The sequence below is a fragment of the Promicromonospora sp. NPDC110617 genome (assembly GCF_055598465.1).
Window position 1 is genome coordinate 187,604 of sequence record NZ_JBVKBM010000004.1, and the last position, 25,848, is coordinate 213,451.

General features: G+C 74.0%; 23 protein-coding genes. 19 read left to right on the top strand and 4 right to left on the bottom strand.

What is annotated here, in order from left to right; translation table 11 throughout:
* Nucleotides 1–10 precede the first annotated feature (10 nt).
* The 10 genes from folE to ACZ7LE_RS22700 all read left to right on the top strand — a co-directional run bounded on the left by folE (nucleotide 11) and on the right by ACZ7LE_RS22700 (nucleotide 11,004).
* Nucleotides 11–634, top strand: coding sequence for a GTP cyclohydrolase I FolE (gene folE / locus ACZ7LE_RS22655; RefSeq protein ID WP_397397861.1), 624 nt, complete (start codon nucleotides 11–13; stop codon nucleotides 632–634).
* Between the two features lie 86 nt (nucleotides 635–720).
* Nucleotides 721–1,680 carry a dihydropteroate synthase gene (folP, locus tag ACZ7LE_RS22660; protein WP_470405726.1) on the top strand — a complete coding sequence of 320 codons (960 nt, stop codon included), beginning with the start codon at nucleotides 721–723 and terminating at the stop codon, nucleotides 1,678–1,680.
* The gene (folK, locus tag ACZ7LE_RS22665; protein ID WP_470405489.1) at nucleotides 1,677–4,292 is read left to right on the top strand and encodes a 2-amino-4-hydroxy-6-hydroxymethyldihydropteridine diphosphokinase; all 2,616 of its coding nucleotides are present in this window, start codon (nucleotides 1,677–1,679) and stop codon (nucleotides 4,290–4,292) included. Before folP ends, folK begins: the two co-directional genes overlap by 4 nt.
* Nucleotide 4,293: 1 nt before the next feature.
* Nucleotides 4,294–4,779: a DUF3180 domain-containing protein gene (locus ACZ7LE_RS22670; RefSeq protein WP_470405490.1), complete on the top strand. Its 486-nt coding sequence runs from the start codon at nucleotides 4,294–4,296 to the stop codon at nucleotides 4,777–4,779.
* 35 nt (nucleotides 4,780–4,814) lie between these two features.
* Complete coding sequence (locus ACZ7LE_RS22675) at nucleotides 4,815–5,306, top strand: PH domain-containing protein (protein WP_377228305.1); 492 nt, start codon at nucleotides 4,815–4,817, stop codon at nucleotides 5,304–5,306.
* Between the two features lie 2 nt (nucleotides 5,307–5,308).
* Nucleotides 5,309–6,877 (top strand): PH domain-containing protein, encoded by a 1,569-nt coding sequence (locus tag ACZ7LE_RS22680; RefSeq protein WP_470405491.1) that lies wholly within the window; start codon nucleotides 5,309–5,311, stop codon nucleotides 6,875–6,877.
* 3 nt (nucleotides 6,878–6,880) lie between these two features.
* Nucleotides 6,881–7,855, top strand: a complete 975-nt coding sequence (locus tag ACZ7LE_RS22685; protein WP_470405492.1) for a Rossmann-like and DUF2520 domain-containing protein — start codon at nucleotides 6,881–6,883, stop codon at nucleotides 7,853–7,855.
* Entirely contained in the window at nucleotides 7,852–8,796 is a 945-nt protein-coding gene (panC, locus tag ACZ7LE_RS22690) for a pantoate--beta-alanine ligase (protein ID WP_470405493.1), read from the top strand. Before ACZ7LE_RS22685 ends, panC begins: the two co-directional genes overlap by 4 nt.
* A 4-nt stretch (nucleotides 8,797–8,800) precedes the next feature.
* Nucleotides 8,801–9,307, top strand: coding sequence for an aspartate 1-decarboxylase (panD, locus tag ACZ7LE_RS22695; RefSeq protein WP_470405494.1), 507 nt, complete (start codon nucleotides 8,801–8,803; stop codon nucleotides 9,305–9,307).
* Nucleotides 9,304–11,004, top strand: a complete 1,701-nt coding sequence (locus ACZ7LE_RS22700) for an L-aspartate oxidase (protein WP_470405495.1) — start codon at nucleotides 9,304–9,306, stop codon at nucleotides 11,002–11,004. The genes panD and ACZ7LE_RS22700 overlap by 4 nt, the downstream gene beginning before the upstream one ends.
* Before the next feature lie 46 nt (nucleotides 11,005–11,050).
* Here the strand turns inward: ACZ7LE_RS22700 and ACZ7LE_RS22705 are convergent, their stop codons facing one another.
* The 4 genes from ACZ7LE_RS22705 to ACZ7LE_RS22720 are packed head-to-tail and all read right to left on the bottom strand — an operon-like array spanning nucleotide 11,051 to nucleotide 16,660.
* The gene (locus ACZ7LE_RS22705) at nucleotides 11,051–12,829 is read right to left on the bottom strand and encodes an acetyl/propionyl/methylcrotonyl-CoA carboxylase subunit alpha (RefSeq protein WP_470405496.1); all 1,779 of its coding nucleotides are present in this window, start codon (nucleotides 12,827–12,829) and stop codon (nucleotides 11,051–11,053) included.
* Nucleotides 12,826–14,556 carry a 5-oxoprolinase subunit B/C family protein gene (locus ACZ7LE_RS22710; RefSeq protein WP_470405497.1) on the bottom strand — a complete coding sequence of 577 codons (1,731 nt, stop codon included), beginning with the start codon at nucleotides 14,554–14,556 and terminating at the stop codon, nucleotides 12,826–12,828. Before ACZ7LE_RS22710 ends, ACZ7LE_RS22705 begins: the two co-directional genes overlap by 4 nt.
* Entirely contained in the window at nucleotides 14,556–15,341 is a 786-nt protein-coding gene (locus ACZ7LE_RS22715; RefSeq protein WP_470405498.1) for a LamB/YcsF family protein, read from the bottom strand. The genes ACZ7LE_RS22710 and ACZ7LE_RS22715 overlap by 1 nt, the downstream gene beginning before the upstream one ends.
* 41 nt (nucleotides 15,342–15,382) lie before the next feature.
* The gene (locus ACZ7LE_RS22720) at nucleotides 15,383–16,660 is read right to left on the bottom strand and encodes an NRAMP family divalent metal transporter (protein ID WP_470405499.1); all 1,278 of its coding nucleotides are present in this window, start codon (nucleotides 16,658–16,660) and stop codon (nucleotides 15,383–15,385) included.
* A gap of 220 nt (nucleotides 16,661–16,880) precedes the next feature.
* Here ACZ7LE_RS22720 and ACZ7LE_RS22725 point away from each other — a divergent pair, with 220 nt between their 5' ends.
* The 9 genes from ACZ7LE_RS22725 (at nucleotide 16,881) to ACZ7LE_RS22765 (ending at nucleotide 25,773) form a co-directional block, all read left to right on the top strand.
* Nucleotides 16,881–18,398: a hypothetical protein gene (locus ACZ7LE_RS22725; RefSeq protein WP_470405500.1), complete on the top strand. Its 1,518-nt coding sequence runs from the start codon at nucleotides 16,881–16,883 to the stop codon at nucleotides 18,396–18,398.
* 78 nt (nucleotides 18,399–18,476) lie between these two features.
* A complete protein-coding gene (locus tag ACZ7LE_RS22730; protein ID WP_470405501.1) occupies nucleotides 18,477–19,145 on the top strand; it encodes a GntR family transcriptional regulator in 669 nt (222 codons plus the stop codon).
* Complete coding sequence (gene nadC / locus ACZ7LE_RS22735; protein WP_470405502.1) at nucleotides 19,142–20,071, top strand: carboxylating nicotinate-nucleotide diphosphorylase; 930 nt, start codon at nucleotides 19,142–19,144, stop codon at nucleotides 20,069–20,071. Before ACZ7LE_RS22730 ends, nadC begins: the two co-directional genes overlap by 4 nt.
* A 78-nt stretch (nucleotides 20,072–20,149) precedes the next feature.
* Complete coding sequence (lysS, locus tag ACZ7LE_RS22740; RefSeq protein WP_470405503.1) at nucleotides 20,150–21,703, top strand: lysine--tRNA ligase; 1,554 nt, start codon at nucleotides 20,150–20,152, stop codon at nucleotides 21,701–21,703.
* Nucleotides 21,704–21,742: 39 nt separating this feature from the next.
* Nucleotides 21,743–21,925, top strand: a complete 183-nt coding sequence (locus tag ACZ7LE_RS22745; protein ID WP_285105366.1) for a hypothetical protein — start codon at nucleotides 21,743–21,745, stop codon at nucleotides 21,923–21,925.
* 175 nt (nucleotides 21,926–22,100) lie between these two features.
* Nucleotides 22,101–22,430 carry a histone-like nucleoid-structuring protein Lsr2 gene (locus ACZ7LE_RS22750; RefSeq protein ID WP_285105368.1) on the top strand — a complete coding sequence of 110 codons (330 nt, stop codon included), beginning with the start codon at nucleotides 22,101–22,103 and terminating at the stop codon, nucleotides 22,428–22,430.
* 112 nt (nucleotides 22,431–22,542) lie between these two features.
* Nucleotides 22,543–23,625, top strand: a complete 1,083-nt coding sequence (locus ACZ7LE_RS22755) for a lactonase family protein (protein WP_470405504.1) — start codon at nucleotides 22,543–22,545, stop codon at nucleotides 23,623–23,625.
* Nucleotides 23,625–24,977, top strand: coding sequence for a D-inositol-3-phosphate glycosyltransferase (mshA, locus tag ACZ7LE_RS22760; protein WP_470405505.1), 1,353 nt, complete (start codon nucleotides 23,625–23,627; stop codon nucleotides 24,975–24,977). Before ACZ7LE_RS22755 ends, mshA begins: the two co-directional genes overlap by 1 nt.
* Before the next feature lie 55 nt (nucleotides 24,978–25,032).
* Nucleotides 25,033–25,773 carry a phosphoglyceromutase gene (locus tag ACZ7LE_RS22765; RefSeq protein WP_020017958.1) on the top strand — a complete coding sequence of 247 codons (741 nt, stop codon included), beginning with the start codon at nucleotides 25,033–25,035 and terminating at the stop codon, nucleotides 25,771–25,773.
* Nucleotides 25,774–25,848 lie beyond the last annotated feature (75 nt).

Sequence of the window (25,848 nt, forward strand, 5' to 3'; positions counted from 1 at the left end):
GAGCACCACCATGACCGACGGGTCCATCACACCCCTGTCCACGCCCGTGCGGCGTGCGGCGGACATCCCGCCGTACGACGCCGCACGGGCCGAGGCGGCCGTCCGCGAGCTCCTCCTCGCCGTCGGCGAGGACCCGGAGCGGGAGGGCCTGCGCGAGACGCCGGCCCGCGTCGCCCGGGCGTACCGGGAGATCTTCGCGGGCCTGCGCCAGGAGCCCGAGGAGGTGCTGACCACCACCTTCGACCTCGGGCACGAGGAGATGGTGCTGGTCAAGGACATCGAGGTGTACTCCACCTGCGAGCACCACCTGGTGCCGTTCCACGGCGTCGCGCACGTGGGGTACATCCCGAACGTGGACGGGCGCATCACCGGGCTGAGCAAGCTGGCCCGGCTGGTCGAGGTCTATGCCCGCCGCCCGCAGGTGCAGGAGCGGATGACCACGCAGATCGCGGACTCCCTGGTGGAGATCCTCGAACCGCGCGGCGTGCTCGTGGTGGTCCAGTGCGAGCACCTGTGCATGTCGATGCGTGGCGTGCGCAAGCCCGGCTCGCGCACGATCACCTCCGCGGTGCGCGGCGTCATGCGGGACGGCGCGACGCGAGCCGAGGCGATGAGCCTCATCCTCGGGAAGTGACGGTGTCCGCCGCCGTCCGGTACCCCGCCCGGGACGCCCGGGTGCAGGGTCTGCCGGAGCTGTCCGGGACGGGCCGCGCCCTGGTGATGGGTGTGGTCAACGTCACCCCGGACTCGTTCTCGGACGGCGGCGAGTGGTTCGAGCCCTCCGCCGCGGTCGCCCACGGGCTGGAGCTGCTCGGCGAGGGCGCGGACATCCTCGACGTGGGCGGCGAGTCCACCCGGCCGGGGTCCGTGCGGGTGCCGCAGGACCAGGAGCTGGCGCGGGTGCTGCCCGTGATCGAACAGCTCGCCGCGCGCGGCGCCGTCGTGAGCGTGGACACCACGCGTGCGGCCGTCGCCGAGCGGGCGGTGGCCGCCGGCGCCCGCATCGTGAACGACGTCTCGGGCGGCCTCGCCGATCCCGAGATGGGGCGCGCGGTCGCCGAGTCCGGCGCCGCGTACGTGGCGATGCACTGGCGCGGGCACGCCGACGTCATGGACGACCTCGAGGTGTACGACGACGTCGTGGCCGACGTCCGCGACGAGCTCGCGGCCCGCATGGCCGCGCTGCACGACGACGGGGTCCGGCCCGAGCAGCTGATCCTCGACCCGGGGCTGGGCTTCGCCAAGGCCGGCGTGCTCAACTGGCCCCTGCTGGCCCACCTCGACGCGCTGCACGAGCTCGGCCGCCCGGTGCTCGTGGGCGCGTCCCGCAAGCGGTTCCTGGGCCACCTGCTCGCCGATTCCGCCGGGCGCCCGGCGCCGCCGCGGGCGCGCGACGACGCGACGGCCGCGATCTCGGCGCTGTCGGCCGCCGCGGGCGCCTGGTGCGTGCGCGTGCACACCGTCCGGGCGAGCGCGGACGCCGTCAAGGTCGCCGCCGCATGGACCGCCGCGGACGGCCCGGCCCGGGTAGGGTCTCCGGGTACCTCTTCCCCTTCCGCACCGGAGGCATTGACTTCCACCGTGGCCTTGACCACAGAATCGTGGACGGCCGGGGGACAAGACATGCCAACCTGGCAGGATTCCGGTGCACGCAACGACGATGGGGGAGGACCACGGTGACCACAGCGTTCGGAACGGGCGTCACAGGCCCGGACGGCCGCGCGCTGGACCAGATCCAGCTGAGCGGCGTGAGCGCGCGGGGGTACCACGGTGTGCTGCCGTCGGAACGGCAGACGGGCCAGGAGTTCCGGGCCGACGTCGTGCTGTACATGGACACGCGCCCGGCGGCCGCCGGTGACGACCTGGCACAGACCGTGAGCTACGCGGACGTCGCGGCGGACGTCCACGACATCCTGAAGGGCGACCCCGCCGACCTGATCGAGACGGTCGCGGAGCGTATCGCCGCAGCGGTGCTGGCCCGCCCGCAGATCGACGCGGTGGACGTGCGGGTGCACAAGCCGCACGCGCCGATCCCGGTGCCGTTCGCCGACGTCGAGGTGGCGATCCGCCGCGACCGCACGCGCATGCCCGTCGTGGCGGTGCCGGCGGGCCTGCTCGCGGCCGGCTCCGTGCCGGAGCCCGCGGCCGAGCCGGCCCCCGCCGAGACACCCGAGCCGCAGGACTTCGAGCCCGTGGCCCGGCCCGTCGCCGAGGAGCCCGAGCAGTTCCGGCCCGAGCCGTACGAGCCTTACCAGCCGGCCGAGTCGTACCAGGCGCCCGAGACCTATCAGGCTCCCGAGCAGTACCAGGCCCCCGAGCAGTACCAGGCCACGGAGTCCTACCAGCCGGCCGAGCCGGCGCAGTTCGGGGCCGAGCCGTTCGAGGCGGAGCCGCTCGTGGACCGGGTACCGGCCGCGGCCCCCGTCGCGCCGCTCGCGGAGGAGCCGGAGCCGCTCCCGCAGCCCGAGCTCATCGCGCCCGAGCCGCTCCAGGTCATCCCCGCGCCGTGGGAGCTGCAGGCCGAGGCCCCGGCGCCCGCCGAGCAGCGGGACGTCCCCGCCAAGGAGCCGGTGTTCCAGCAGCCCGAGCCGTTCCAGCCGGAGGAGCAGTTCCAGCCGGAGGCGTTCCAGCCCGAGCCCGCGTTCGAGCCGATCCAGCAGTACGAGTCCGTCCAGGGGCTCGACCAACGGCCCGGGATCGACCAGCACAACAGCTTCGACCAGCAGCTGCAGCAGTTCGAGCAGCCGGCGTACGACCAGCCTCAGCAGGGCTTCGAGCCGCAGCCGTACGAGCAGCCGCGGCGCGACGCCCAGCCGAACCAGTACGACCAGATGTTCGAGCCGCAGTACGACCAGGGCGACATGGAGGCGACCCGGGTCTCGGCCGCCGTCCCCGACTCCGCCGTCGGGCAGCCCGAGCCGGCGTTCGCGCAGGAGCAGTACGCCCAGGAGCAGCCGTACCAGGCCGAGCCGCGCGACCGGTTCGACGAGGTGCCCGCCGGCTACGTGGACGTCGTCATCGCGATCGGCGCGAACCTCGGCGACCCGCAGGCGACCATGCGGTCGGCCGTCGCCGAGCTCGACCGCGTGCCCGGCGTGCAGATCACCGACGTGTCGCCGCTGGCCCGCACCGCCGCCGTCGGCGGTCCGGAGGACCAGCCCGACTACCTCAACGCGGTGCTGCTGGCCCGCACCACGCTCCCGGCGCGCGGGCTGCTGCAGGCCTGCCAGGAGGTCGAGAACCTGCACGGCCGCACCCGCGAGGAGCGCTGGGGCGCCCGCACGCTCGACGTCGACCTGATCACCTACGGCACCCTGACCGACTCCGCCGAGGACCTCGAGATCCCGCACCCCCGCGCGCACGAGCGTGCCTTCGTGCTGGAGCCGTGGTCGCAGATCGCGCCGGACGCGGTGCTGCCCGGCCTGGGCGGCGGACCCGTGGCCCAGCTCGCGGCGACGGCTCCCGACCGGACCGGCATCCGCTGGCTCGCGCTCGACTGGCTGACCGACCCCGAGCCCGAGCAGGGCGGCGGGGTCACCGGCTCCGGCCACGCCGCGGTGCCCGACGACGGCGGGCAGGACACGCACGTCGCCGAGATGCCGCCGGCCCTGCCGCCGTCGCTCCCGCCGAGCGGGCGCCCGCAGGCGTCGCCCGGCGGCCCCGTGGTCGAGGTGCCGGGCGGTGGTCAGCCGCAGGCGCACCACAGCGGTCCGGTGGACCTGGACCCCGCCCACCCGCAGGGCTACCCCAGCGGACAGGTGCCGGGCCACGGCGGCTCCGTACCCATCCCGCACCAGGCGCAGGCGGCCCCCGCGGCCCCGCGTCCGGCCGCGCCGATCGGCGTGCCAGGCAACGGGTCCGTCGTGCCGCCACCCGAGGAGGCGCTCGTCCCGGCCCCGCCGGTGCCGATCGCACCCCGCGCGGTCCGGGACACGGCCCACGAGGAACCGGAGCGCGAGCCGCTGCCCCCGGCGTCCTCGGCGCCGGCCAAGCCGGTCTTCGCCCCGGTCAACCCGTCGCGGCAGCAGAGCGGGGTGTTCCCGCCGATGGGCGGCGCGCCGCAGGAACCGGCCGCGCCGGTGTTCGCCCCGGTCGGCACACCGCAGAACGGCACGCCCGACCCGGCCCAGAACGGCCACTCGAACGGGATCCGGGACACCTACGACAACGACCACACCGTGATCCGGGTGCCGGGCTACGCGACCGAGCAGTCGCTCCCGGCGTCGGACGGCCCGATCGACTCGGTGCCCTCGTGGGTGCCGGTCCGGGACGAGCGAGGGCGCGACGCCTGACATGCGCAGAACCCCGGTCAGATCCCTGATCGCAGTCCTGGTCGCAGTCGCGGTCGTCGGTTGGCTCGTGCTGCGTGCCCTCGAGTCGCGCGCCGTGTACCTGCCGGTGGTGCCGTGGCTCGTCGACATCGCGATCCTGGCGCTGGCCGGGGCGATCTTCTGGCTGGGCTGGGGCGTGCGGGCCTACCAGAAGGGCAAGCGGCCCAACCTCGACGGCATCCGGGCGGCCCGGACGCTCGTCCTGGCGAAGGCCGCCGCCCTGACCGGGTCCCTCCTGGGCGGCTGGTACCTGGCGCAGGTGCTGGTGGTGCTGGGCGACCTCGCGGTCGAGCCGCGCCGGGACCGCGCGGTGGCGGCCGGGGTCGCCGTGCTGTGCTCGGTGGCGCTCGCCGTGGTCGGCCTGGTCGTGGAGAAGTTCTGCGAGCTGCCGCCGTCCGACAAGGACCGGAGCGGCTCCGAGGAGGGCGAGTCCCCGGCGCCTGCCTGACGCCTCGCTACCCACCGGCACGGGTCTGCGGAACAATGGCCAACATGACCAGCCCTTTCGAACCGCACGACGTGACCTGGAACCGCGTGTCCCCGCGGCTCGTGACGGCCCGCCTGGTCCCGGGCACGATCAGCCTCGGGATCCCGCTGGTCGTGGGCGTGGTGCTCGCGGTCACCGTGAGCCCCTGGTTCTGGATCCTCGCCGGGGTCCCGGCTGTCTTCCTGCTGTGGTCGTTCCTCCTGGTCCCGCGCCAGGTCCGGGCGATCGGGTACGCCGAGCGCGACGACGACCTGCTCATCCGCAAGGGCGTCATGTTCCGCTCGATGGTCGTGGTGCCCTACGGCCGCATGCAGTACGTGGACGTCGAGGCGGGTCCGCTCGACCGCAGGCTGGGCCTGGCCAAGGTGCAGCTCCACACGGCGTCCGTCGGTACCGACGCCCAGATCCCGGGCCTGCCCCCGGACGAGGCGGCCCGCCTGCGCGACCGCCTGGCGTCCCGCGGCGAGGCCCGGCTGGCGGGGCTGTGACCATGCCGGAGCACGACGTCGACCCGGGGCGCTCCGCCTTCGACGGCCTCGGACCGGACTCGCCGGAGACGCTGGAGTGGCGCCGCGTGCACCCGATCACCCCACTGGTGCGGGGCTGGGCGGTGGTCGGCGCCGCCGTCGTGATCCTGGGGCAGCAGAGCCTTGAGGGCGGGCCGCGCGGCGGCCTCGTCGCCCTGGTGTCCAGCGAGTACTGGTGGACGCTGCTCGCCGCCCTGGCGGCCGTGGCCCTCGTGGGCTGGGGCTACTCGGCGCTGGCCTGGCGTATGACGACGTTCGCCGTCGGCGAGGAGACCGTGCACCTGCGGCGCGGCATCCTGTTCCGGCAGCAGCGCCACGCGCGGCTCGACCGGCTGCAGTCGGTGGACATCCGGCAGCCGCTCGTGGCCCGGTTCTTCGGGCTGTGCGAGCTCACGCTGGAGACGGCGGGCGGCACCGACTCCGGCGTCGCCATCGGCTTCCTCAAGGGCGCCGACGCCGACGAGCTGCGCGCCGAGCTCCTCGCCCGCGCCGCGGGTCTCAAGGTGGGCGGCACGCGGCACGTGGCCGGCGCCGGCCCGGCGCCGTCCGACGCGGTGACCGAGCCCGTCCCGGAGGGGGCGGCGCCCCAGGAGGCCGGCGGCCCGGTCCAGGACGTGCCGCAGCCCGTGCCCGCCGGCAGCCTCGAGGCGCCGCAGGTGCCCGTCCTGACCGTGCCCCTGGGCCGGCTCATCGCCTCGGTGGTGCGCTCGGGGGCGATGATCACGCTGCTCCTGTGGGCGCTCGGCGTGGTGGTGGTCATGATCGTCACGGGCGAGTTCGCCGTCATCTCCGCCTCGCTGCCCGCCGTGCTGGGCGCGGGCGGGTACCTGTTCAACCGGCTGACCGGCGAGTTCGACTTCCGGGTGGCCATCTCGCCCGACGGCGTCCGCCTGCGGCACGGCATGCTCGAGACCCGCTCCCAGACCATCCCGCCCGGCCGCGTGCAGGCCGTCCGCCTGGTGCAGAGCCTGCTGTGGCGCGACCGCGACTGGTGGCGCGTCCAGGTGAACGTGGCGGGCTACGGCGGCGAGAGCGAGGAGAAGAACAGCGTGCTGCTCCCCGTCGGCACCCGCGAGGAGGCGCTGACCGTGCTCTCCCTCGTGCTGCCCGACCTCGGCGTCGACGAGCCGCGCCGCGTCCTGGACGCGGGCCTGGACGGCGACTCCCGCACGGAGAGCGTCTACGTCACGGCGCCCCGGCGGACCCGCATACTGGACCCGGTGGCGTGGCGCCGCAACGGGTTCACCGTGACGGGCCGCGCGCTGCTGCTGCGGCGGGGCCGCGTGGTGAAGGTGCTGGACGTGGTGCCGCACGAGCGGACGCAGTCGCTGGCCCTGAGCCAGGGGCCGTGGCAGCGCCGGCTGGGCGTGGCGTCGTTCCAGGTGCACTCCACGGAGGGCCCGGTGCACCCGGAGGTGCCGCACCTCGAGGCCGCTGACGCGGCTCTGCTCATGACCGAGCAGGCCCGGCGTGCGCGCACGGCGCGCGCGGCGGCGGGCCCCGAACGATGGATGGAAAGACAGGGGGAGTGACCGTTGAGTGACCCCGACGAGGCGGGCCGCCGGCCCGGTCGGCTGGGCGTTGGTGTGGTGGGCGCGGGACGCGTGGGCGCGGTGCTCGGCAACGCACTGCGGGCCGCGGGACACGCTGTGGTCGGCGCGAGCGGCATCTCGGAGGACTCCCGGGAGCGCATCGAGACGCTCCTGCCCGGCGTCCCCAACCTGGAGGTGCCCGACGTCGTGGAGCGGGCCGAGCTGGTCCTGCTCGCCGTGCCGGACGACGCCCTGGGCCCTCTGGTCTCCGGCCTCGCCGACACCGGGGCCTGGCAGCCGGGACAGCTCGTGATCCACACGTCGGGCCGCTACGGGACCGCCGTCCTGGAGCCCGCCCGGCTGGGCGGCGCGATCCCGCTCGCGATCCATCCCGCCATGACGTTCACCGGGACCAGCCTGGACCTGGCGCGCCTGGAGGGCTGCACGTTCGCCGTGACCGCGCCGGCGCCCGTGCTGCCCATCGGGCAGGCGCTCGTGGTCGAGATCGGCGGCGAGCCCGTGGTCGTGGACGAGGATGCGCGCGGGCTGTACCACGCGGCCCTCGCGCACGGCGCGAACCACCTCGTGGTGCTCGTGGCGCAGGCCGCGCAGGCGCTGGAGGCGGCCGGCGTCGAGCTGCCCGGCCGGGTGCTCGCCCCGCTGCTGTCCGCGGCCCTGGAGCAGGCCACGCGGTCCGCGGACGCGCGCGACGGCGTCGGGCCGGGCGCCATCTCCGCGCTCACCGGACCGGTCTCCCGGGGTGACGTCGGCACCGTGCGCAGCCACCTGACCGAGCTCAGCGCGCTGGCCGCCGCCAGCGGCGCCACCGACATCCCCGACAGCTACACCGAGCTCGCCCGCGGGGCCACGCGCCGCGCGCTGGCGAGCCACCGCATCGGCGACACCACCGCACAGGCCCTGCTGGACGCGCTCGACGGCGCCAGCGGGGAGTCGCACGCCGGAAGGAAGAGACCATGACCACGACCCCGTCCGAGGCGGAGACCGCGCAGCGCACCCCGCTCGTGGTCCGCACCCGCCCCGAGCTGCAGGACGCGCAGATGCGCTGGGCCCTCACCGGTCCTGTGGAGGGCGCCGGGGCCGACGCCGGGCCGGGGCAGCGCGCCGTCGTCATGACCATGGGCGCGCTGCACGAGGGGCACCTGGAGCTCGTGCGCCGGGCGCGCACGGAGGCCGGGCCGAACGGCCAGGTGGTCGTGACGATCTTCGTGAACCCGCTCCAGTTCGGCGCGGGCGAGGACCTGGACACGTACCCGCGCGACCTGGACGGCGACGTCGCCAAGCTGGCCGGCGTCGGTGCCGACGTCGTCTTCGCGCCCACGCCCGACGTCGTCTACCCGGACGGCGATCCCGTGGTGCGGGTGTCCGCCGGCCGGATCGGCGAGGTGCTGGAGGGTGCGTCCCGCCCGGGGCACCTGGACGGCGTGCTCACCGTGGTGCTCAAGCTGATGCACCTGGTGCGGCCCGACGTCGCGCTGTTCGGCGAGAAGGACGCCCAGCAGCTCCTGGCCGTGCGCCGCATGGTGCGCGACCTGGAGGTGCCGGTCGAGGTGGTGGGCGTGCCGACCGTGCGCGAGGCCGACGGCCTGGCCCTGTCCTCGCGCAACGCGTACCTCTCCCCGGAGGAGCGCGAGCGGGCCCTGGCGCTGTCGCGCGCGCTGCGGGCGGGGGCCGCGGCCGCGGACCGCGGGGCCGCGGGTGTGATCAACGACGCGCGCGAAGTGCTGGACGGCGCCGACGGCGTCGTGGTCGACTACCTGGCGCTCGTCGATCCGGTGACCGTGGACGCGGTCACCGACGACTTCTCCGGCCCCGCGCTGCTGCTCGTGGCCGCACGGGTGGGTTCCACCCGACTGATCGACAACCAGGCCGTCGAGGTCTCGCCCGAGGTCCAGAGGTAACACCATGAGCACCACCGAGCACCGTCCGCCCGTCGGCCGCCCCGCCTCGCTGCAGCGGCCGATGATGATCTCCAAGATCCACCGCGCCACCGTGACGCAGGCGGACCTGCACTACGTCGGTTCCATCACCGTGGACGCCGACCTGCTCGACGCCGCCGACCTCGTGCCCGGCCAGCAGGTCGACGTGGTCGACGTGACCAACGGCGCCCGGCTGACCACCTACGTGATCCCCGGCGAGCCCGGCTCCGGCCAGATCTGCATCAACGGCGCGGCCGCGCACCTGGTCGCCCCGGGAGACGTCGTCATCCTGATCGGCTACGGCATGCTCTCGGACCACGACGCGCGCACGTTCCTGCCGCACGTCGTGTTCGTCGATGGGGACAACCGCATCGTCGAGATCAACGACGAGCCCGGGCACGTGCCCGACGGCTACGGACTGGAGGAGAGCGGCCTGCCGATCGAGCCGTTCCAGTACGCGGGCCTGGTGCGTACGGCGTCGGGCCGGGCGTGAGCACCACGCCCGGACCGGGGCCGCGGCTGGCGCGGTCCCTCGCTGCCCCTGCGCCCGGCTGGACCGTCGAGGCCGACGCCATCGTCGTCGGCTCGGGGATCGCGGGCCTGACGGCGGCGCTGGAGCTGCGCACGCGCGTGCCGCGCGTGGTGCTCGTGACCAAGGGCGAGCTGTCCTCCGGCTCGACCGTGTGGGCGCAGGGCGGCATCGCCGCCGCGCTCGACCCGTCCGACTCGCCCGAGGCGCACCTGGCGGACACGCTCGCCGCGGGCGGCGGCCTGTCGGACCCGGCCGCCGTGCAGGTGCTGGTCACCGAGGGCCCAGCCCGCGTGCGGGAGCTCGTCGCGCGGGGCGCCGTCTTCGACAAGGCGGCCGACGGCGACATCGCGCTCACCCGCGAGGGCGGCCACCACGCCGACCGCATCGCGCACGCCGGCGGCGACGCCACGGGCGCGGAGATCTCCCGCGCGCTGGTCGCGCAGATCGAGGCCGTGCGGCACGACCCGGGCATCGAGGTGGTCGAGAACGCGCTGGTGCTGGACGTGCTGACCACGGCGGGCGGGCGCGCCTGCGGCGTCACCCTGCACGTGCGGGGCACGGGCTCGCGCGACGGCGTCGGCGCCGTCCTGGCCCCCGCCGTCGTGCTGGCGACCGGCGGGATCGGGCAGGTGTTCCGGTCCTCCACCAACCCGGCGGGGGCGACGGGCGACGGGATCGCCGCCGCGCTCCGGGCGGGCGCCGTGCTGGGCGACCTGGAGTTCGTGCAGTTCCACCCGACCGTCCTGTGGCTCGGCTCGGGTGCCAAGGGGCAGCTCCCGCTCATCTCCGAGGCCGTGCGCGGCGAGGGCGCGCTGCTGCTCGACGTCAACGGGCACCGCTTCATGCCGGGCGTGCACGAGATGGCCGAGCTGGCGCCGCGGGACGTCGTCGCGCACGCGATCGTGCGGCAGATGGCCGCCACCGGCGCGGACAACGTGCTGCTCGACGCCCGTCACCTCGGCCGGGAGTTCCTGCGCACGCGGTTCCCCACGATCAACGCGCGGCTCCTGCAGGCCGGCATCGACTGGTCCGAGGAGCCGGTGCCCGTGGCGCCCGCCCAGCACTACCACTCGGGTGGCGTGGTGACCGACCTGGACGGGCGGTCCTCGGTGGACGGGCTGTACGCGGTCGGCGAGGTCGCCTGCACCGGCGTGCACGGGGCCAACCGGCTGGCGTCGAACTCGCTGCTGGAGGGCATCGTGTTCGCCTCGCGCGCGGCGCGGGACATCGTCGAGCGAATCGACACCGGAGACCTGAAGCCGGAGGAGCCGGCTTCCCGACCGGGCGGGGCAGCGCTCGTCCCGGCCGCGGCGCGTTCCCGGATCCAGAAGGTGACGTCGGCCGGGGCGGGAGTGATCCGGTCGGCCAGGTCCCTGGCCGAGGTCGACGAGCGGCTCGGCGCCGTGCGCGCCGACGCGCACCGGGCGGCCGACGTCGTGGCCGAGCCCCAGGCCGCGGAGTGGGAGACCACGAACGTGCACATGGTTGCCCGCGCCCTGACCCGGGCGGCGTGGCTGCGCGAGGAGACCCGCGGCGGCCACTACCGCACGGACTTCCCGCGGCCGGACGACGCCTGGCGGCGCCGGGTGCGGGTGCGGCTGGACGACGACGGGGTGCTGACGGCGGCGCCGTCGCCGCTTCCGGGTCCCCGGGACTGACTTTCGTTCAGCAGGCCGCAGCCGACCGTCACGGGCCGGGTAATGGTCAGCCGGGGCCTGCTGAATCTGGGTCAGTCCTGATGACGTGGGCTATCGGGGTCTCCGGGGTGATGTGGGCGCCCTCCGTCGCCTCGTGGTGCAGGACGCCCGGAGCCTCGGCGACGAGCTGGGACTCCATCTTCATGGCCTCGACGACGGCGACCGGCTGGCCGTCGGTGACCTGACCGCCGTCGGCGACCAGCCAGCGGACGAGGGTGCCGGGCATCGCGGCGAGCAGTGGTGTGCGGCCGTCGTCCGGCGCAGTGCCCGGGACCCGGGCCGGAGCGTCGCCGGCGGGCGGGGCGATACCGGCTGCCGCCAGCCCGATCCCGCCTGGCGTCCGGACCCGGTGCCGACGTCCGTCGATCTCGACCCAGGTATCCACGATCCCCGGCTCGGTGGCGGGCGCGGCGAGCACCTGCGGGTCGATCGAGGCGAGCAGCTCCGTCTCTATCCACTGGGTGTGGACGGCGAAGCCGTGGCCGTCCGCCCCGGTGAAGGCAGGGTCCGCGAGCACGGCGCGGTGGAACGGCAGCACCGTGGGTACCCCCTCCACCAGCGTCTCGGCGGCCGCCCGCCGAGCGCGGGCGAGTGCCGCCTCGCGGGTGGGGCCCCACACGACCACCTTGGCGAAGAGCGAGTCGAACTCGCCGGGGATCACCGACCCCGACTCGATCCCGGCGTCCACCCGGACCCCCGGACCGGACGGCGGGACGAAGCGCTCGACCCGGCCCGGGCCCGGCAGGAACCCACGCGCCGGGTCCTCCGCGTTGAGCCGTAGCTCGATCGCGTGCCCGTGCGGGGCCGGGTCCTCGGTGACGGACAGTGGCAGCCCGCTCGCGACCCGGAGCTGCTCGGCCACGAGGTCGAGCCCCGTGGTCTCCTCCGTGACGGGGTGCTCCACCTGCAGCCGGGTGTTCACCTCCAGGAACGAGAGGGTGCCGTCCGCGCCGAGCAGGAACTCCACCGTCCCGGCGCTCCGATATCCGGCGGCGCCGCACAGCGCCCGCGCGGACTCGTGGACCCGCTCGCGCAGGGCGTCGTCCAGGTACGGCGCGGGCGCCTCCTCGACGAGCTTCTGGTTGCGGCGCTGCAGCGAGCAGTCCCGGGTCCCCGCCACCACCACGTGGCCGTGGTCGTCCGCGATGACCTGGGCCTCCACGTGCCGCGGGCGCTCCAGGAACCGTTCGACGAAGCACTCGCCCCGGCCGAACGCGGCCTCGGCCTCCCGCCGCGCGGCCTCGAACAGCTCGGGCACCTCCTCCAGCGTGCGCGCCACCCGCATGCCGCGCCCGCCGCCCCCGTGCGCGGCCTTGATCGCCAGCGGCAGGCCGTGCTCCTCGGCGAACGCCAGCGCCGCCGCGGCGTCCGCCACCGGGCCGTCCGAACCGGGGACGAGCGGAGCGCCGACCTTCCGGGCCAGGTCGCGCGCCGCGATCTTGTCGCCGAGCAGCTCGATGGTCGAGGGCGCCGGCCCGACCCAGACGAGCCCGGCCTCCTCGACGGCCCGTGCCGCCGCGGCCCGCTCGGACAGGAAGCCGTAGCCGGGGTGGACGGCGTCCGCCCCCGAGCGGCGCGCGACGTCGAGCAGCTTGTCCACCGACAGGTATGTCTCCGCGCCGGTGCGCCCGTCCAGCGCCCAGGCCTCGTCGGCCAGGCGGACGTGAAGCGCGTCGACGTCGCCGTCGGCGTACACGGCCACGGAACGGATGCCCAGGTCGGCGCACGCGCGGATCACGCGGACCGCGATCTCGCCTCGGTTCGCGACGAGCACGGTGCGGATCATGAGGTGCCTCCTGGGGTGTTCGGGGTGGTGTCGTCCGTCCGGGTGCCCGGCGCACGGTCGCGGACGACGAAGCGCACGCGGGCGCCCGCGGGGAGCTGGCCGGCGAGCGGCACCTCGTCCGCCACGACCGCTCCGACCACCGGGTACCCGCCGGTCAGGGGGTGGTCGGCCAGGAACAGGACCGGCAGGCCGTCCGGAGGCACCTGGATCGCGCCGGTGACGCAGCCCTCGCTCGGCAGCTCGGCCGTTGCCCGCTCGGGCAGGCGCACGAGCGGGTCGCCCTCCAGCCGCAGGCCGATCCGGTTGGACCGCGGTGTCACGAGCCAGTCCTGGCCGGTGAGCCGGTCGATCGCGGCGGCGTCGAACCAGTCGTCCCGCGGCCCGAGCACGACGGTCAGCTCCGTCGTCGCCCCGGGTGCCGGGAGGTCGTCCGACGGCGCCGTCGTGCCGACCGCCGGCGAACCGACCCACGACGGCGCCGCGGCGGCGGGCAGGCCACGGTCCGTCGCGCCCACCGGCAGCACGTCGCCCGAGCCGAGCGGTTCGGGACCCAGCCCGGCCAGCACGTCGGTGGCGCGGCTGCCGAGCACCTCCGGCGCGTCGATCCCGCCGCGCACGGCGACGTAGGCACGGACCCCGCGGGCGGGCGCGCCGAGTCGGAGCTCGTCGCCGTCGTCCAGGGCGAACGGCTCGCCGGGCCGCGGCCGGCGCACGCCGGGGCCCTCGGCCCCGGGCCGCACCACCAGGTCGCCCGCCGCCCCCGTCACCGCGAGCACCTGCGGGCCCCGGGCACGCAGCCGTAGGCCGCCCACCGACTCGATCACGGCGGCGTCCGCGGGGTTGCCGACGGCCCGGTTGGCCGCGCGCAGACTCGGCCGGTCGAGCGCCCCGGACGCCGACACCCCGGCCCCCTCGACCCCGACCCGCCCCAGATCCTCGACGAGTGCCTGCACACCGCTGCTCACGACCTCCAGCCCGAGGCGTTGACCACAGCGGTTGCTGCCAGGACTGGGGCCGCCGTGGCAGCAACCGCTGTGGTCAACGGCGGTCGCCGCCGTCGCCGCCGCCGCTGTCGCTGTCGCCGTCGGCGGGGGAGGCAAGGGCGCGGGCGACAGGCTGTCTGTCGGGGTGAAGCGGACCTCGTCGCCTGGGAGCAGCAGCGCCGGGCGCTCGCGGGTCACGTCCCAGACCGGGGCGTCGGTGCGGCCCAGGAGCTGCCAGCCGCCGGGGCTCTGGCGGGGGTAGACGCCGCTGTACGGACCGGCGAGGGCTACCGACCCCGCGGGCACCCGCGTGCGCGGGGACTGTCGGCGCGGGACCACCAGCTCCGGGTCGTCGCTGGTCAGGTAGGCGAACCCGGGCGCGAAGCCGACGAAGCCCACGGTCCAGGACGCCGTGGCGTGCCGCCGGACCAGCTCGTCGGTGCTCCAGCCGAGCAGCGCGGCCGCCTCGGCGAGGTCCGCGCCGTCGTACACGACGGGGATCTCCACCGTGCGGGCCGTGGTCCGGGCCCCGCGCTCCAGCGGCCGGGTCCGGAGCTCGGCGGCCAGGTCCCGCGCGGTGATCGCCGACGGCCGGAACGGCACGAGCAGGGTGCGCGCGCCGGGCACCGGCGTGCCGACGCCCCGGACCGGGTCGGCCCGGAGGGACTCGTACAGCGCGACGGCCTGGTCGAGGTCGTCGAGCTCGACCAGAAGCGCGTCGTCGCGCGCGGTCAGGAGGCGCATCACGCCGGGTTGCCGGTGCCCGCCGCCGGGGCGAAGGCCGCGAGCTCGATGCCCTCGGCGTCGAACACCTCGCGGATCCGGCGGGCCATGGCGACGGCGCCGGGGGAGTCGCCGTGCACGCACACCGAGTCCGCACGCACTGCGACGTCGGTGCCGTCCACGGCCGTTACCACGCCCTCGGTGACCAGCCGGAGCATGCGGCGCGCCACGTCGTCGGCGTCGTGCAGCACCGCGCCGGGCTCGCGCCGCGAGACCAGCCGCCCCTCCGGGGTGTACGCGCGGTCCGCGAAGGCCTCGGTGGCGGTGGCGAGCCCGGCGGCCTCGCCCGCGGCGAGGGCGACGCTCCCGGGCAGCCCGAGCAGCACCAGCCCGGGGTCGACGGCGGCGACGGCCGTCGCGACCGCCCGCGCCACGCGCTCGTCCACCGCCGCCGTGTTGTAGAGCGCGCCGTGCGGCTTCACGTACGTCACGGCCGCGCCCTCGGCGTCGGCCAGGCCGCGCAGCGCGCCGATCTGGTAGGCGACGTCGGCCTCGAGCTCGTCGTCGGGCACGTCCATGTTGCGCCGGCCGAACCCGGCCAGGTCGCGGTAGCCGACGTGCGCCCCGACGGTGACGCCGTGCGCCACCGCGGAGCGCAGGGTGCGCCGGATGGACGCGGGGTCGCCCGCGTGGAAGCCGCAGGCGACGTTGGCGCTGGAGACGATGCCGAGCATCTGCTCGTCGTCGCCGAGAGTCCAGCGGCCGAACCCTTCGCCGAGGTCGCTGTTCAGGTCGACGGCGCTCATGGTGCGTTCCTTTCGTGGTGCGGGTCGCCCGGGCCCAGGGCTCAGGCGGACAGCAGGTCGAAGATCGGGCCCACCGCGTTGACCGCCATGTACCAGGTGACCACGGTGGCCAGGGTGCCGACCACCAGGAGCCAGCGCGGGTACCGCGCGCTGCCCAGGAGCGAGCCTCGAAACCAGCCGATGTACATGAACAGGGTCAGGCCGATCGGCAGGATGAGGCCGTTCACGCCGCCCACGAACACGAGCAGCGTGGCCGGCGCCGTGCCCACCACCAGGTAGACGACGAGCGACACCACGATGAACCCGACCGTCCACAGGTCGGCGACGCGCCCCGTGATCCTGGCCGAGAACACCGGGAGGAACGACACCGACGTGTACGCGGAGCCGATGATGCTGGTGATCGCGGCGATCCAGAAGACGGCTCCGAAGATGCGCAGCCCCGTCTCGCCCGCCGCGGCGGAGAAGGCGTCGGCGGCGGGGTTCCCCGCGACGTCGAGCACCACGCCGGAGGCGACGACCCCGAGGATGGCCAGGAACAGCACGTACCGCATGATCCCGGTGACGAGGATTCCGCTGACCGCGGCCCGGTTGACCTCACGGATGTGCTCCGGGCCAGTGGTGCCCGAGTCGAGGAGCTTGTGCGCCCCCGCATAGGTGATGTAACCGCCGACGGTGCCGCCCACGATCGTCGTGATCGCGGCGAAGTCGATGGTGTCCGGCAGCACGGTCTGCTGGAGCGCGTCGCCCACGGGCGGCCCGGAGAGGATCGCGACGACCACCGTCAGCACGATCATCACCAGGCCGGCGACGATCACCACGCGGTCGACGACCGCCCCGGCGCGCTTGGCCAGGAAGATCGCGACCGCGATGACGGCGCTGATCGCCCCGCCCAGCCGGGGGTCCAGGCCGAACAGGGCGTTCAGGCCCAGCCCGGCGCCCGCCGTGTTGCCGATGTTGAAGATGAGGCCGCCGAACACGATGAGGACGGCAAGCAGGTAGCCGCTGCCCGGCAGCGCCGCGTTGGCCAGCGTGCTCGCCCGCTTGCCGGTCAGCGTGATCATGCGCCACACGTTCATCTGTACGGCCAGGTCGAGCAGGATCGAGGCCAGGATGCCGAACGCGAACGCGGCGCCGAGCTGCTGCGTGAACGTGGCGGTCTGGGTGATGAAGCCGGGGCCGATGGCCGAGGTCGCCATGAGGAACAGCGCGCCCAGCAGGGAACGGCGTCGCGCCGATGCGAACTGCCGTACCTCCCCGGGCGCCCTGTCCGGCGGGGTCTGCGTGGACGTCGTCGTGGGCTCGTGGCTCGTGTCGGACATGGTGTCCTCCTGGTCGTTGTGCAGAGCCGGATTGTTCAACAGTCAGGATGGTCTCGATTGGTTGTTTCACCCGTATTGCGAGACCAGGTCGATCATGACACGGCTTGAACAGTGCTGCCTAGGCCGGGACACGAGATGTTAACGCGCGCTCCTCTGTCGGATTGTTCAACGAACCTTTACGGTCGATGGCGACCGCTTCCGACGGAAGAAGGGATCCACCATGCCGAGACGACGTACCAGCGTGCGGATGCGAGCGGGCGTCACCGCCCTCGCTCTCTGCGCCACCACCGCCCTGGCCGGCCCCGCCGCCGCCCTGCCCGCACCCGGGTCCGGCCCGGACTGCCTCGACCCGCGCCTCCCGCTCTCCGCCGAGGAGAGCCGCCTGGCCGCCTACCTGCCCGACGCCGCAGACCCGACCGTCGCCGCCGACGAGACCTACGCGCGCACGATCATCGAGGGCGGCGGGTTCGGCCGGTTCACCGCCGACCTCACCGCGGCGCTGTGCCGTACCCGGTCGCTCGGCGCAGCGACAAGGCTCGCCGAGCGGGCGGGCCAGGACCTGTGGGACGCCGCCGTCGCCAGGGCGCAGGGACGGGGCACGGTCCGGGGCGACCTGCCCGCGAGCGACGACCGTCCCCTGTACTGGACCCGCACCGAGGCCATGGCGGTGCTGCGCCAGTGGGACCCGCGCGGCGGCCTCGACGAGGCAGAACGTGCCGCGCTCGTCGAGACGTTCGAGAAGGCCGCCCGGGGCATGGACGACATCGACCTGCCGCGCGGCGAGCACGTGGTGCGCGTGCTCGTCAGCGGGTTCGACGTCTACACGCTCGACGGCGGCACCAGCGGGCCGGCGCAGGGCACGGTCGGCAACAACATCCGGCACGGCAACCCGTCGGGTGCGACGGCGCTCGCCCTCGACGGCACCACCTACCGCACCGACGACGGCCGGACCGCCTACGTCGAGGCCTACACCCTGCCCGTGAGCTACCCGGAGTTCGAGCGCGGGTACCTCGAGGACACGGTCGGACCGTTCATGGAGCCCGGCCCCCGGCAGGTGGACGCGTCCATCACGGTGAGCCAGGCCGGCGGGGCGCAGTTCAACCTCGAGCAGTGGAACAGCCGGTACCACGGCGTCTCGCTGGGCAACGACCGCACCGCACCGTGCCCCGCCGTCGGCGGCGTGCCGCAGCTCGCCGTCGACAACCCGGGCTGCAACATCCAGGTGGTCGACCGCTGGGGCGGCGGCGACGGGCTCACCGACCCGCCGCAGTGGACGAGCGCGACCCTCCCGGTCGCCGAGATGATCGCGGCCGACACGGGTGCCGACGTGCCGCGACCGCCGGGCGACACCTGGCCCGACGAGTCCGAGGCGTTCGGCGTCGTCTGGCACACCAACTACACGCAGTTCCCCGACTGCGCCTCGCCCGCGCGCGAGACCTTCAACAACCCGCCGCCGGTCACGTACCCGCCGGCGACGCCGCCCGTGCCCCCGGCCGAGGGCTCCTGCTCCTACAGCGGGGGCGGCGGCAACTACCTGTCGAACGAGAGCGCCTACCGGAACACGCTGCTGCGCGACCGGGCCGGCCTCGACATCCCGGCGGGGCACATCCACACCCCGGACATGCAGCACTTCGAGACCGACTTCGCCGTGACCGACCCGACGTTCGACGCCTGGCGGACCGCGATCGTCGCCCAGGGGAGCAACCTGGTCCACGCGGTGGCGGACACGGTCGACTGACAGCGGGGCCGGGTGTCCGACGTCCGCGGGCGGCGGACACCCGGCCCGCCACGGCCCGGCGCTCCATAGACTGGGGCCGTGAAGCCGGACCGCGCCGAACGCAGCGCAGACGCCATCCGCGAGCTCATCGTCACCGGCCGGCTGACCCCGGGGCAGCGGCTCTCGGAGCAGTCGGTGAGCGAGTCGCTCGACGTGTCCCGCAACACCCTGCGCGAGGCCTTCCGGATCCTGGTCCACGAGGGGCTCCTGGTCCGCCGGCCGAACGCCGGGGTCGCCGTCACGCGGCCCACCCTGACCGACATCGTCGACATCTACCGGGTCCGGCGGCTCATCGAGGTACCGGCGCTCGCCGCGGGCGATCCGGCTCACCCGGGCGCTCGTGCCATGCGCGACGCCGTCGACGCGGCGCTCGCCGCCCGGCTCGGCGGGGACTGGCGGGACATCGCCGCCGCGAACATGCGGTTCCACGCGGGCATCGTCGCGCTCGCGGGCAGCCCACGCCTCGACCGGCTGCACGCGAACCTCTCGGCGGAGCTACGCCTGTCGTTCGCCCTGCTGGGCGACGACGGTGCGTTCTTCGACGGTTTCGTGGACCGCAACGCCGGCCTGCTGCGCCGGTTCGCGGGCGGTGATCCGGAAGGAGCGGCGGCCGACCTGGACCGGTACCTCACCGACTCCCAGCGGGTGCTCCAGTCGATCGTCGATGCGGACGGCGCCCGCCCCGCTCCGGATACGGTGACCCCGTGAGCACCCTCCCCGTCTTCGCCACCCCCTCCACGGTCACCCCCGGCCTCGACCCCGCCTGGGTCGCCCGCACGGTCGAGGTCGCCCTCGACGAGGACCTGGGCCTCGCCCCGGGCCGCGACGTGACCTCGCAGGCGACCATCCCGCCGTCGGCGGCGGGCGTGGCCGATCTCGTGGCGCGCGAGGAGGGCGTGGTCGCAGGGCTTGTGGTGGTGCAGGAGGTCCTGGACCAGGTGGCCGCCCGGCTGGACCTCCCCGCCCCGGGCGTGGTTTTCCACGCGCAGGACGGCGACGCCGTGACCGCGGGTCAGGTGCTGGCGAGCCTGGAGGGTCGCACCCAGGTGCTGCTCGTGGCCGAGCGCACCCTGCTCAACCTGGCCAGCCGCGCGTCCGGCGTCGCGACCGCCGCGCGCGCGTTCGCCCGCGAGCTGGAGGGCACGGGCGCCCAGGTGCTCGACACCCGCAAGACCACCCCGGGCCTGCGCGCCCTGCAGAAGTACGCCGTGCGCGCGGGCGGCGGCACCAACAAGCGCATGGGCCTGTACGACGTGGCCATGGTCAAGGACAACCACGTGGTCGCGGCCGGTTCGGTCGCCGCGGCGATCCGCGCCGTGCGCGAGATGTTCCCCGACGTCCAGATCCAGGTCGAGGCCGACACGACGGCCCAGGCGCTGGAGGCCCTGGCCTCGGGCGCGGACTTCCTGCTGCTCGACAACATGGAGCCGGCCCGTCTCGCGGAGACGGTCGCCGCCGTCCGTGCGCGGGAGGGGAAGGACGGCGTCCCCGCGCACGTCGAGCTCGAGGCGACGGGCAACCTGACGCTCGACAAGGCGCGGGAGGTCGCTGGCACGGGCGTGGACTTCCTGTCGGTGGGCGCCCTGACGCACAGCGCGCCCATCCTGGACCTGGCCCTGGACCTGCGCGCCTGATCCTTTTTCTCCGGGATTCCGGGATATCCGCCCGGTCCGGTGTGTCCAACCGGGCGGATAAAGAGAACTCGGCGGGTGATGCGCACCGATAGAATCGCCTCCGTGACGACCGAGAACCCCGCTGCCGAGAACGCCGCGACCCCGCCGACCGACGACCTGCCCGAGCAGCTGCGGATCCGGCGCGAGAAGCGTGAGCGCCTTCTGGCGCAGGGCACCGAGGCCTATCCGGTCAGCGTTCCGGTCACCGACACGATCGCGGAGGTCCGCGAGAGGTACGGGCACCTCGAGGCGGGCCAGGAGACGGACGACGTCGTCGGCGTGGCCGGCCGCGTCGTGTTCATCCGGATCGGCGGCAAGCTGTGCTTCGTCACGCTGCAGGACGGCGAGGGCAACCGCCTCCAGGGCATGCTGAGCCTGGCCGTGCTCGGCGAGGAGGCGCTGGCCGCCTTCAAGTCCGACGTCGACCTGGGCGACCACCTTTTCCTGCACGGCCGCGTCGGCGCGTCGCGGCGGGGCGAGCTGAGCATCTTCGCGGACGAGTGGCGCATGGCGGCCAAGTCCCTGCGGCCCCTCCCGGTGCTGCACAAGGACCTGTCCGAGGAGGCGAGGGTCCGGCAGCGGTACGTGGACCTCATCGCGCGTCCCGCGGCCCGCGACATGGTGCGCCTGCGCTCCGGCGTGGTGCGTTCCCTGCGGGAGAACTTCTATCGGCGCAGCTTTCTCGAGGTCGAGACGCCGATGCTGCAGACCATTGCCTCCGGCGCGACGGCGCGCCCTTTCTCGACGCACATGAATGCGTACGACCTGGAGCTCTTCCTGCGGATCGCGCCGGAGATCTTCCTGAAGAAGGCGGTCGTCGGCGGCGTCGAGAAGGTTTTCGAGATCAACCGCAACTTCCGTAACGAGGGCGCGGACTCGTCGCACTCGCCGGAGTTCGCCATGCTCGAGGCGTACGAGGCCTACGGCGATTACAACACCATCGGCGCGCTCACCCAGGATCTGGTGCAGACCGCGGCGCAGGACGTTCTCGGCACCACGCTGGTGACCCTTCCCGACGGCTCCGAGTACGAGCTGGGCGGGGAATGGGCAAATCTGCGGATGTACGACACGCTCTCCGAAAGCCTCGGCGAGGAGATCACCGCCGACACCTCCGTCGAGGAGCTCGAGAAGATCGCCGAGCGACTCGATGTCGAGGTCGGCAACAAGAAGATCCTGAATCACGGAAAGCTCGTCGAGACGCTCTGGGAGCACCGGGTGGGCGACCACCTGACGGCACCGACGTTCGTCCGGGATTTCCCGGTCGAGACGTCGCCGCTCACGCGCGACCACCGCTCGGAAAAGGGTCAGGTCGAGAAGTGGGACCTGTACGTGCGCGGCTTCGAGCTGGCCACGGGCTATTCCGAGCTGGTCGACCCCGTGATCCAGCGCCAGCGCTTCGAGGCGCAGGCCAGGATGGCTGCGGCCGGCGACGACGAGGCCATGCTGCTCGACGAGGATTTCCTGACCGCGATGGAATTCGCGATGCCCCCTTCGGGCGGAATGGGCATGGGCATCGACCGCCTGCTCATGGCCCTGACGGGCCACGGTATCCGGGAGACCATCCTTTTCCCGCTGGTGAAGCCGCAGGCCTGAGGATTTCGGTCGCGCAGACGAGTATGTGAGGATCTTGTGATGGATACGACGCTTGCGGTGCTCGCGGGGCTGACGCCCTCGGTCGGGGTCGGCCTGTTGTTCTGGTTTGCGATGCGAAAGATCCTCCGGGCGGACCGCCACGAGCGTGAGGCTCTCGAGCGAATGGATCGCGAGGGCATGACGGCGACGGCGGAAAACACCAGGAATTCCGCTTCGCACTGATCCGCGCGGGTGAGGTTATCCGCACCGGCCTTCACGGATCAAATCCACGCACTTCACGAACCCGGGTGAAGTTTTCGTGATCGGTGTCACATGCTCATTATTGACATGTCAATATTGAGTGCGGCATGCTCGCGAACTAACCCCGGAATTTGTGGCGCGGAAGGGAAGTACCCGTATGGTTCAGAAGGTTCAGCTTGTTCTCGAAGACGACATCGATGGCGGTGCCGCCGACGAGACCGTGAACTTCGGCCTCGACGGCGTCTCCTACGAGATCGACCTCAATGCCGAGCACGCGGCCCAGCTGCGTGATTCGCTCGCTTCGTGGGTCGGCCACGCTCGCAAGGTGAAGTCCGCGGTCGCGCGGACCGCCACCACGCGCCGGTCCCGTTCCGGAAGCGACACCGCAGCGGTGCGTGAATGGGCCAAGGCCAACGGCTACACGGTCAGCGACCGTGGGCGTATCTCGGCCGAGGTGCAGGACGCCTACGCGAAGGCGAACGGCTGACGCCGACGTACTCACGACGGCACATCGCGCCCCGGCACCCCTCGACGAGGGGCGGCCGGGGCGCCGTGCTTTCCTGGCCGGAGCACCCGTCGGACGTCATTAGGCTGCTCGCATGAGCAACCCCACCACCGCCCTGTGGATCGGCACCTATCCGACGGCCGGGTCCGAGCCAGGCACCGGTGAGGGCGTCTGGCGCGCCGAGATCGACGCGGCCGGACGGTTCGCGGGCGCCATGCTCGCCGCCCCGGTCGCCTCGCCCTCGTTCCTCGCCCTCGACCCGTCGGGGCGCACGCTCCTGGCGGTCGGCGAGACCGAGCCGGGCCTGCTCACGTCGTTCCACGTGTCCGACGGCGGCTCGCTCGCCCTCGCGGGCACGGCCGCCTCGGGCGGCGCGAGTCCCTGCCACGTCGTCGCCACCGGCTCCGCGGCCTGGGTCGCCAACTACGTCGACGGCGTCGCCGCCGTCGTACCCCTGACCGACTCCGGGGTGCCGGGCGAGGCCCGCACCTTCCCGCACGACGGGACGGGCCCGGTGACGGACCGCCAGGAGGGTTCGCACGCCCACTTCGTGCACCCGTGGGGCGACGACCGCGTGCTCGTGGCCGACCTCGGCACCGACGAGCTGCGCACCTACCCGCTGGACGGTTCCGGACCGGCCGAGGGCGAGATCGCCGCCGTCCTGCCGCCGGGCACGGGACCCCGCCACCTGGTCGAGCTGCCCGACGGCACGATCCTGCTCGCCGGCGAGCTGGACTGCCGCCTGCACGTGCTGGTCCCGTCGGGCCCGGGACGCCTGGAGCCCGTCGGCTCGGTGGCGATCACCGCCCGCACCCTGCCCGACGGCGCCCCCGGGTACCCCTCGCACATCACCGTCGCCGGCGACCTCGTGCACGTGGGTGTCCGGGGCCCGGACGTCCTGGCGGTGCTCCGGGTGCGCGCGGCGGACGTCGCCTCCGACGCGGCGCAGGACAGCCGCGCCGTCGGCCACCTGACCATCGAGAACGTCGCCGACGTCGAGCTCGGCGCAGGCGCCTGGCCGCGCCACCACGCGGTCCTGGCCGACGGCGAGGTCGTGGTCGTGGCCGCGCAGAACACGGACGAGCTCGTCGCCGTCCGGCTCGACCGCGCGTCGGGCCAGGGCGAGATCACCGACCGACTGGAGCTGCCCGTGCCCGCGTGCGTCCTGGAGGCGTGATGCGCGACAGCCTGCCGCCCGGTCTCGTGGAGCCGGACGCCCCCCGTCCGCTCCGGATCGCGATGGTCTCCGTGCACACGTCGCCGCTGGAGCAGCCCGGGACGGGCGACGCCGGCGGCATGAACGTGTACGTGCTGGAGCTGTCGAAGGCGCTGGCCCGCCGGGGCGCGCAGGTGGAGATCTACACCCGGGCGACGACGTCGGCCCAGCCCAAGGTGACCGACGCCGAACCCGGCGTCCGCGTGGTGCACGTGGCCGCCGGGCCGTACGAGGGCCTCGACAAGAACGACCTGCCGGGGCAGCTGTGCGCCTTCGCCGCGGGCGTGCTGCGCGCCGAGGCGCACCGCCCCGAGGGCTGGTACGACGTGCTGCACACGCACTACTGGCTCTCCGGCCAGGTGGGCTGGGTCGCGGCGGAGCGCTGGGACGTGCCGCTGGTGCACACCATGCACACCATGGCGCGCGTCAAGAACGCCTCCCTCGCGCCGGGGGACGCCCCCGAGCCGCAGGGCCGGATCATCGGCGAGGAGCAGGTGGTCGCCGAGTCCGACGCGCTGGTCGCGAACACGGACCAGGAGGCCGCCGACCTCGTGCGCGACTACCAGGCCGATCCCGCCCTGGTGCGCGTGGTGCAGCCGGGTGTGGACCTCGGGGTGTTCGCGCCGCCGCACGACGCCGACGACCCCGTCGCGTGCGCCCGGCAGCGGGCCGAGCTGCGGGAGCGGCTCGCACTGCCGACGGACCGCAAGATCGTGCTGTTCGCGGGCCGGGTGCAGCTCCTCAAGGGGCCGGACGTGCTGGTCCGGGCGCTGGGGGAGCGGGTCTGGTCGGAGGGCGACGGGCAGCCGCCGCTGCTCGTGGTGCTGGGCGGCGCGTCCGGGCGGCCCACCGCCGTCCGCGAGCTCGAGGCGCTCGCCTACCAGGAGGGCGTGGCCGCCCATGTGCGAGTGCGGCCCCCGGTGCCGCAGGAGACGCTCGCCGACTACTTCCGCGCCGCCGACCTGGTGGCCGTGCCGTCGCACAGCGAGTCGTTCGGGCTGGTCGCGGCCGAGGCCCAGGCGTCGGGCACGCCGGTCGTCGCCGCGGCCGTGGGCGGCCTGCGCACGGTGGTCCAGGACGGCGTCTCCGGTGTCCTCGTGCCCGACCACGAGCCCGAGACCTGGGCGCTGGTCCTCAAGAGCCTTCTGGACGACGACGAGCTGCGCGCACGCCTGGCCGTCGGCGCCCGGGGCTCGGCGACCCGGTTCGGCTGGGACCGTGCCGCCGACGAGATGCTGGACGTGTACGAGCGGGCCCGCAAGCACCACGCCGAGGCCCGCCGGGCCTGCGGCCGGGGCCCGTCCACGCTCTGAGACCACGGGACCGGCGGCAACATCGGCCCCGGAAAAGTGCGGCAGGATGGAGCCCATGACCTACACCCTCGTGCTGCTCCGCCACGGCGAGAGCGAGTGGAACGCCAAGAACCTGTTCACCGGCTGGGTGGATGTCGCCCTCTCCGAGAAGGGCGTCGAGGAGGCCAAGCGCGGTGGCGCCCTCCTCAAGGAGGCCGGGGTGAACCCGGACGTCCTGCACACGTCGCTGCTGCGCCGCGCCATCATGACGGCGAACCTGGCGCTCGACGTCGCCGACCGCCACTGGATCCCGGTCAAGCGGAGCTGGCGCCTGAACGAGCGCCACTACGGCGCGCTGCAGGGCAAGGACAAGAAGCAGACGCTCGAGGAGTTCGGCGAGGAGCAGTTCATGCTCTGGCGCCGCTCGTACGACGTCCCGCCGCCGGAGATCGAGCTGGGCTCCGAGTTCAGCCAGGACGCGGACCCGCGCTACGCGGACGCCCCCGTCGTCCGCACGGAGGCGCTGAAGCTCGTGCTCGACCGCGCCCTGCCGTACTGGGAGAGCGAGATCGTGCCCGACCTCAAGGCCGGCAAGACCGTGCTGGTCGCCGCGCACGGCAACTCCCTGCGTGCCCTCGTCAAGCACCTCGACGGCGTCTCGGACGAGGCCATCGCCGGGCTGAACATCCCGACGGGCATCCCGCTGGTCTACGAGCTGGACGAGGAGACCCTCGCGCCGGTCAAGCCGGGCGGCACGTACCTGGACCCGGAGGCCGCGAAGGACGCGATCGCCGCGGTCGCCAACCAGGGCCGCTGACCCCCAAACCGTTGAGTGCTGGGTATTTGCGCTTCTGACAGGCTCAGAAGCGCAAATACCCAGCACTCAACGAGT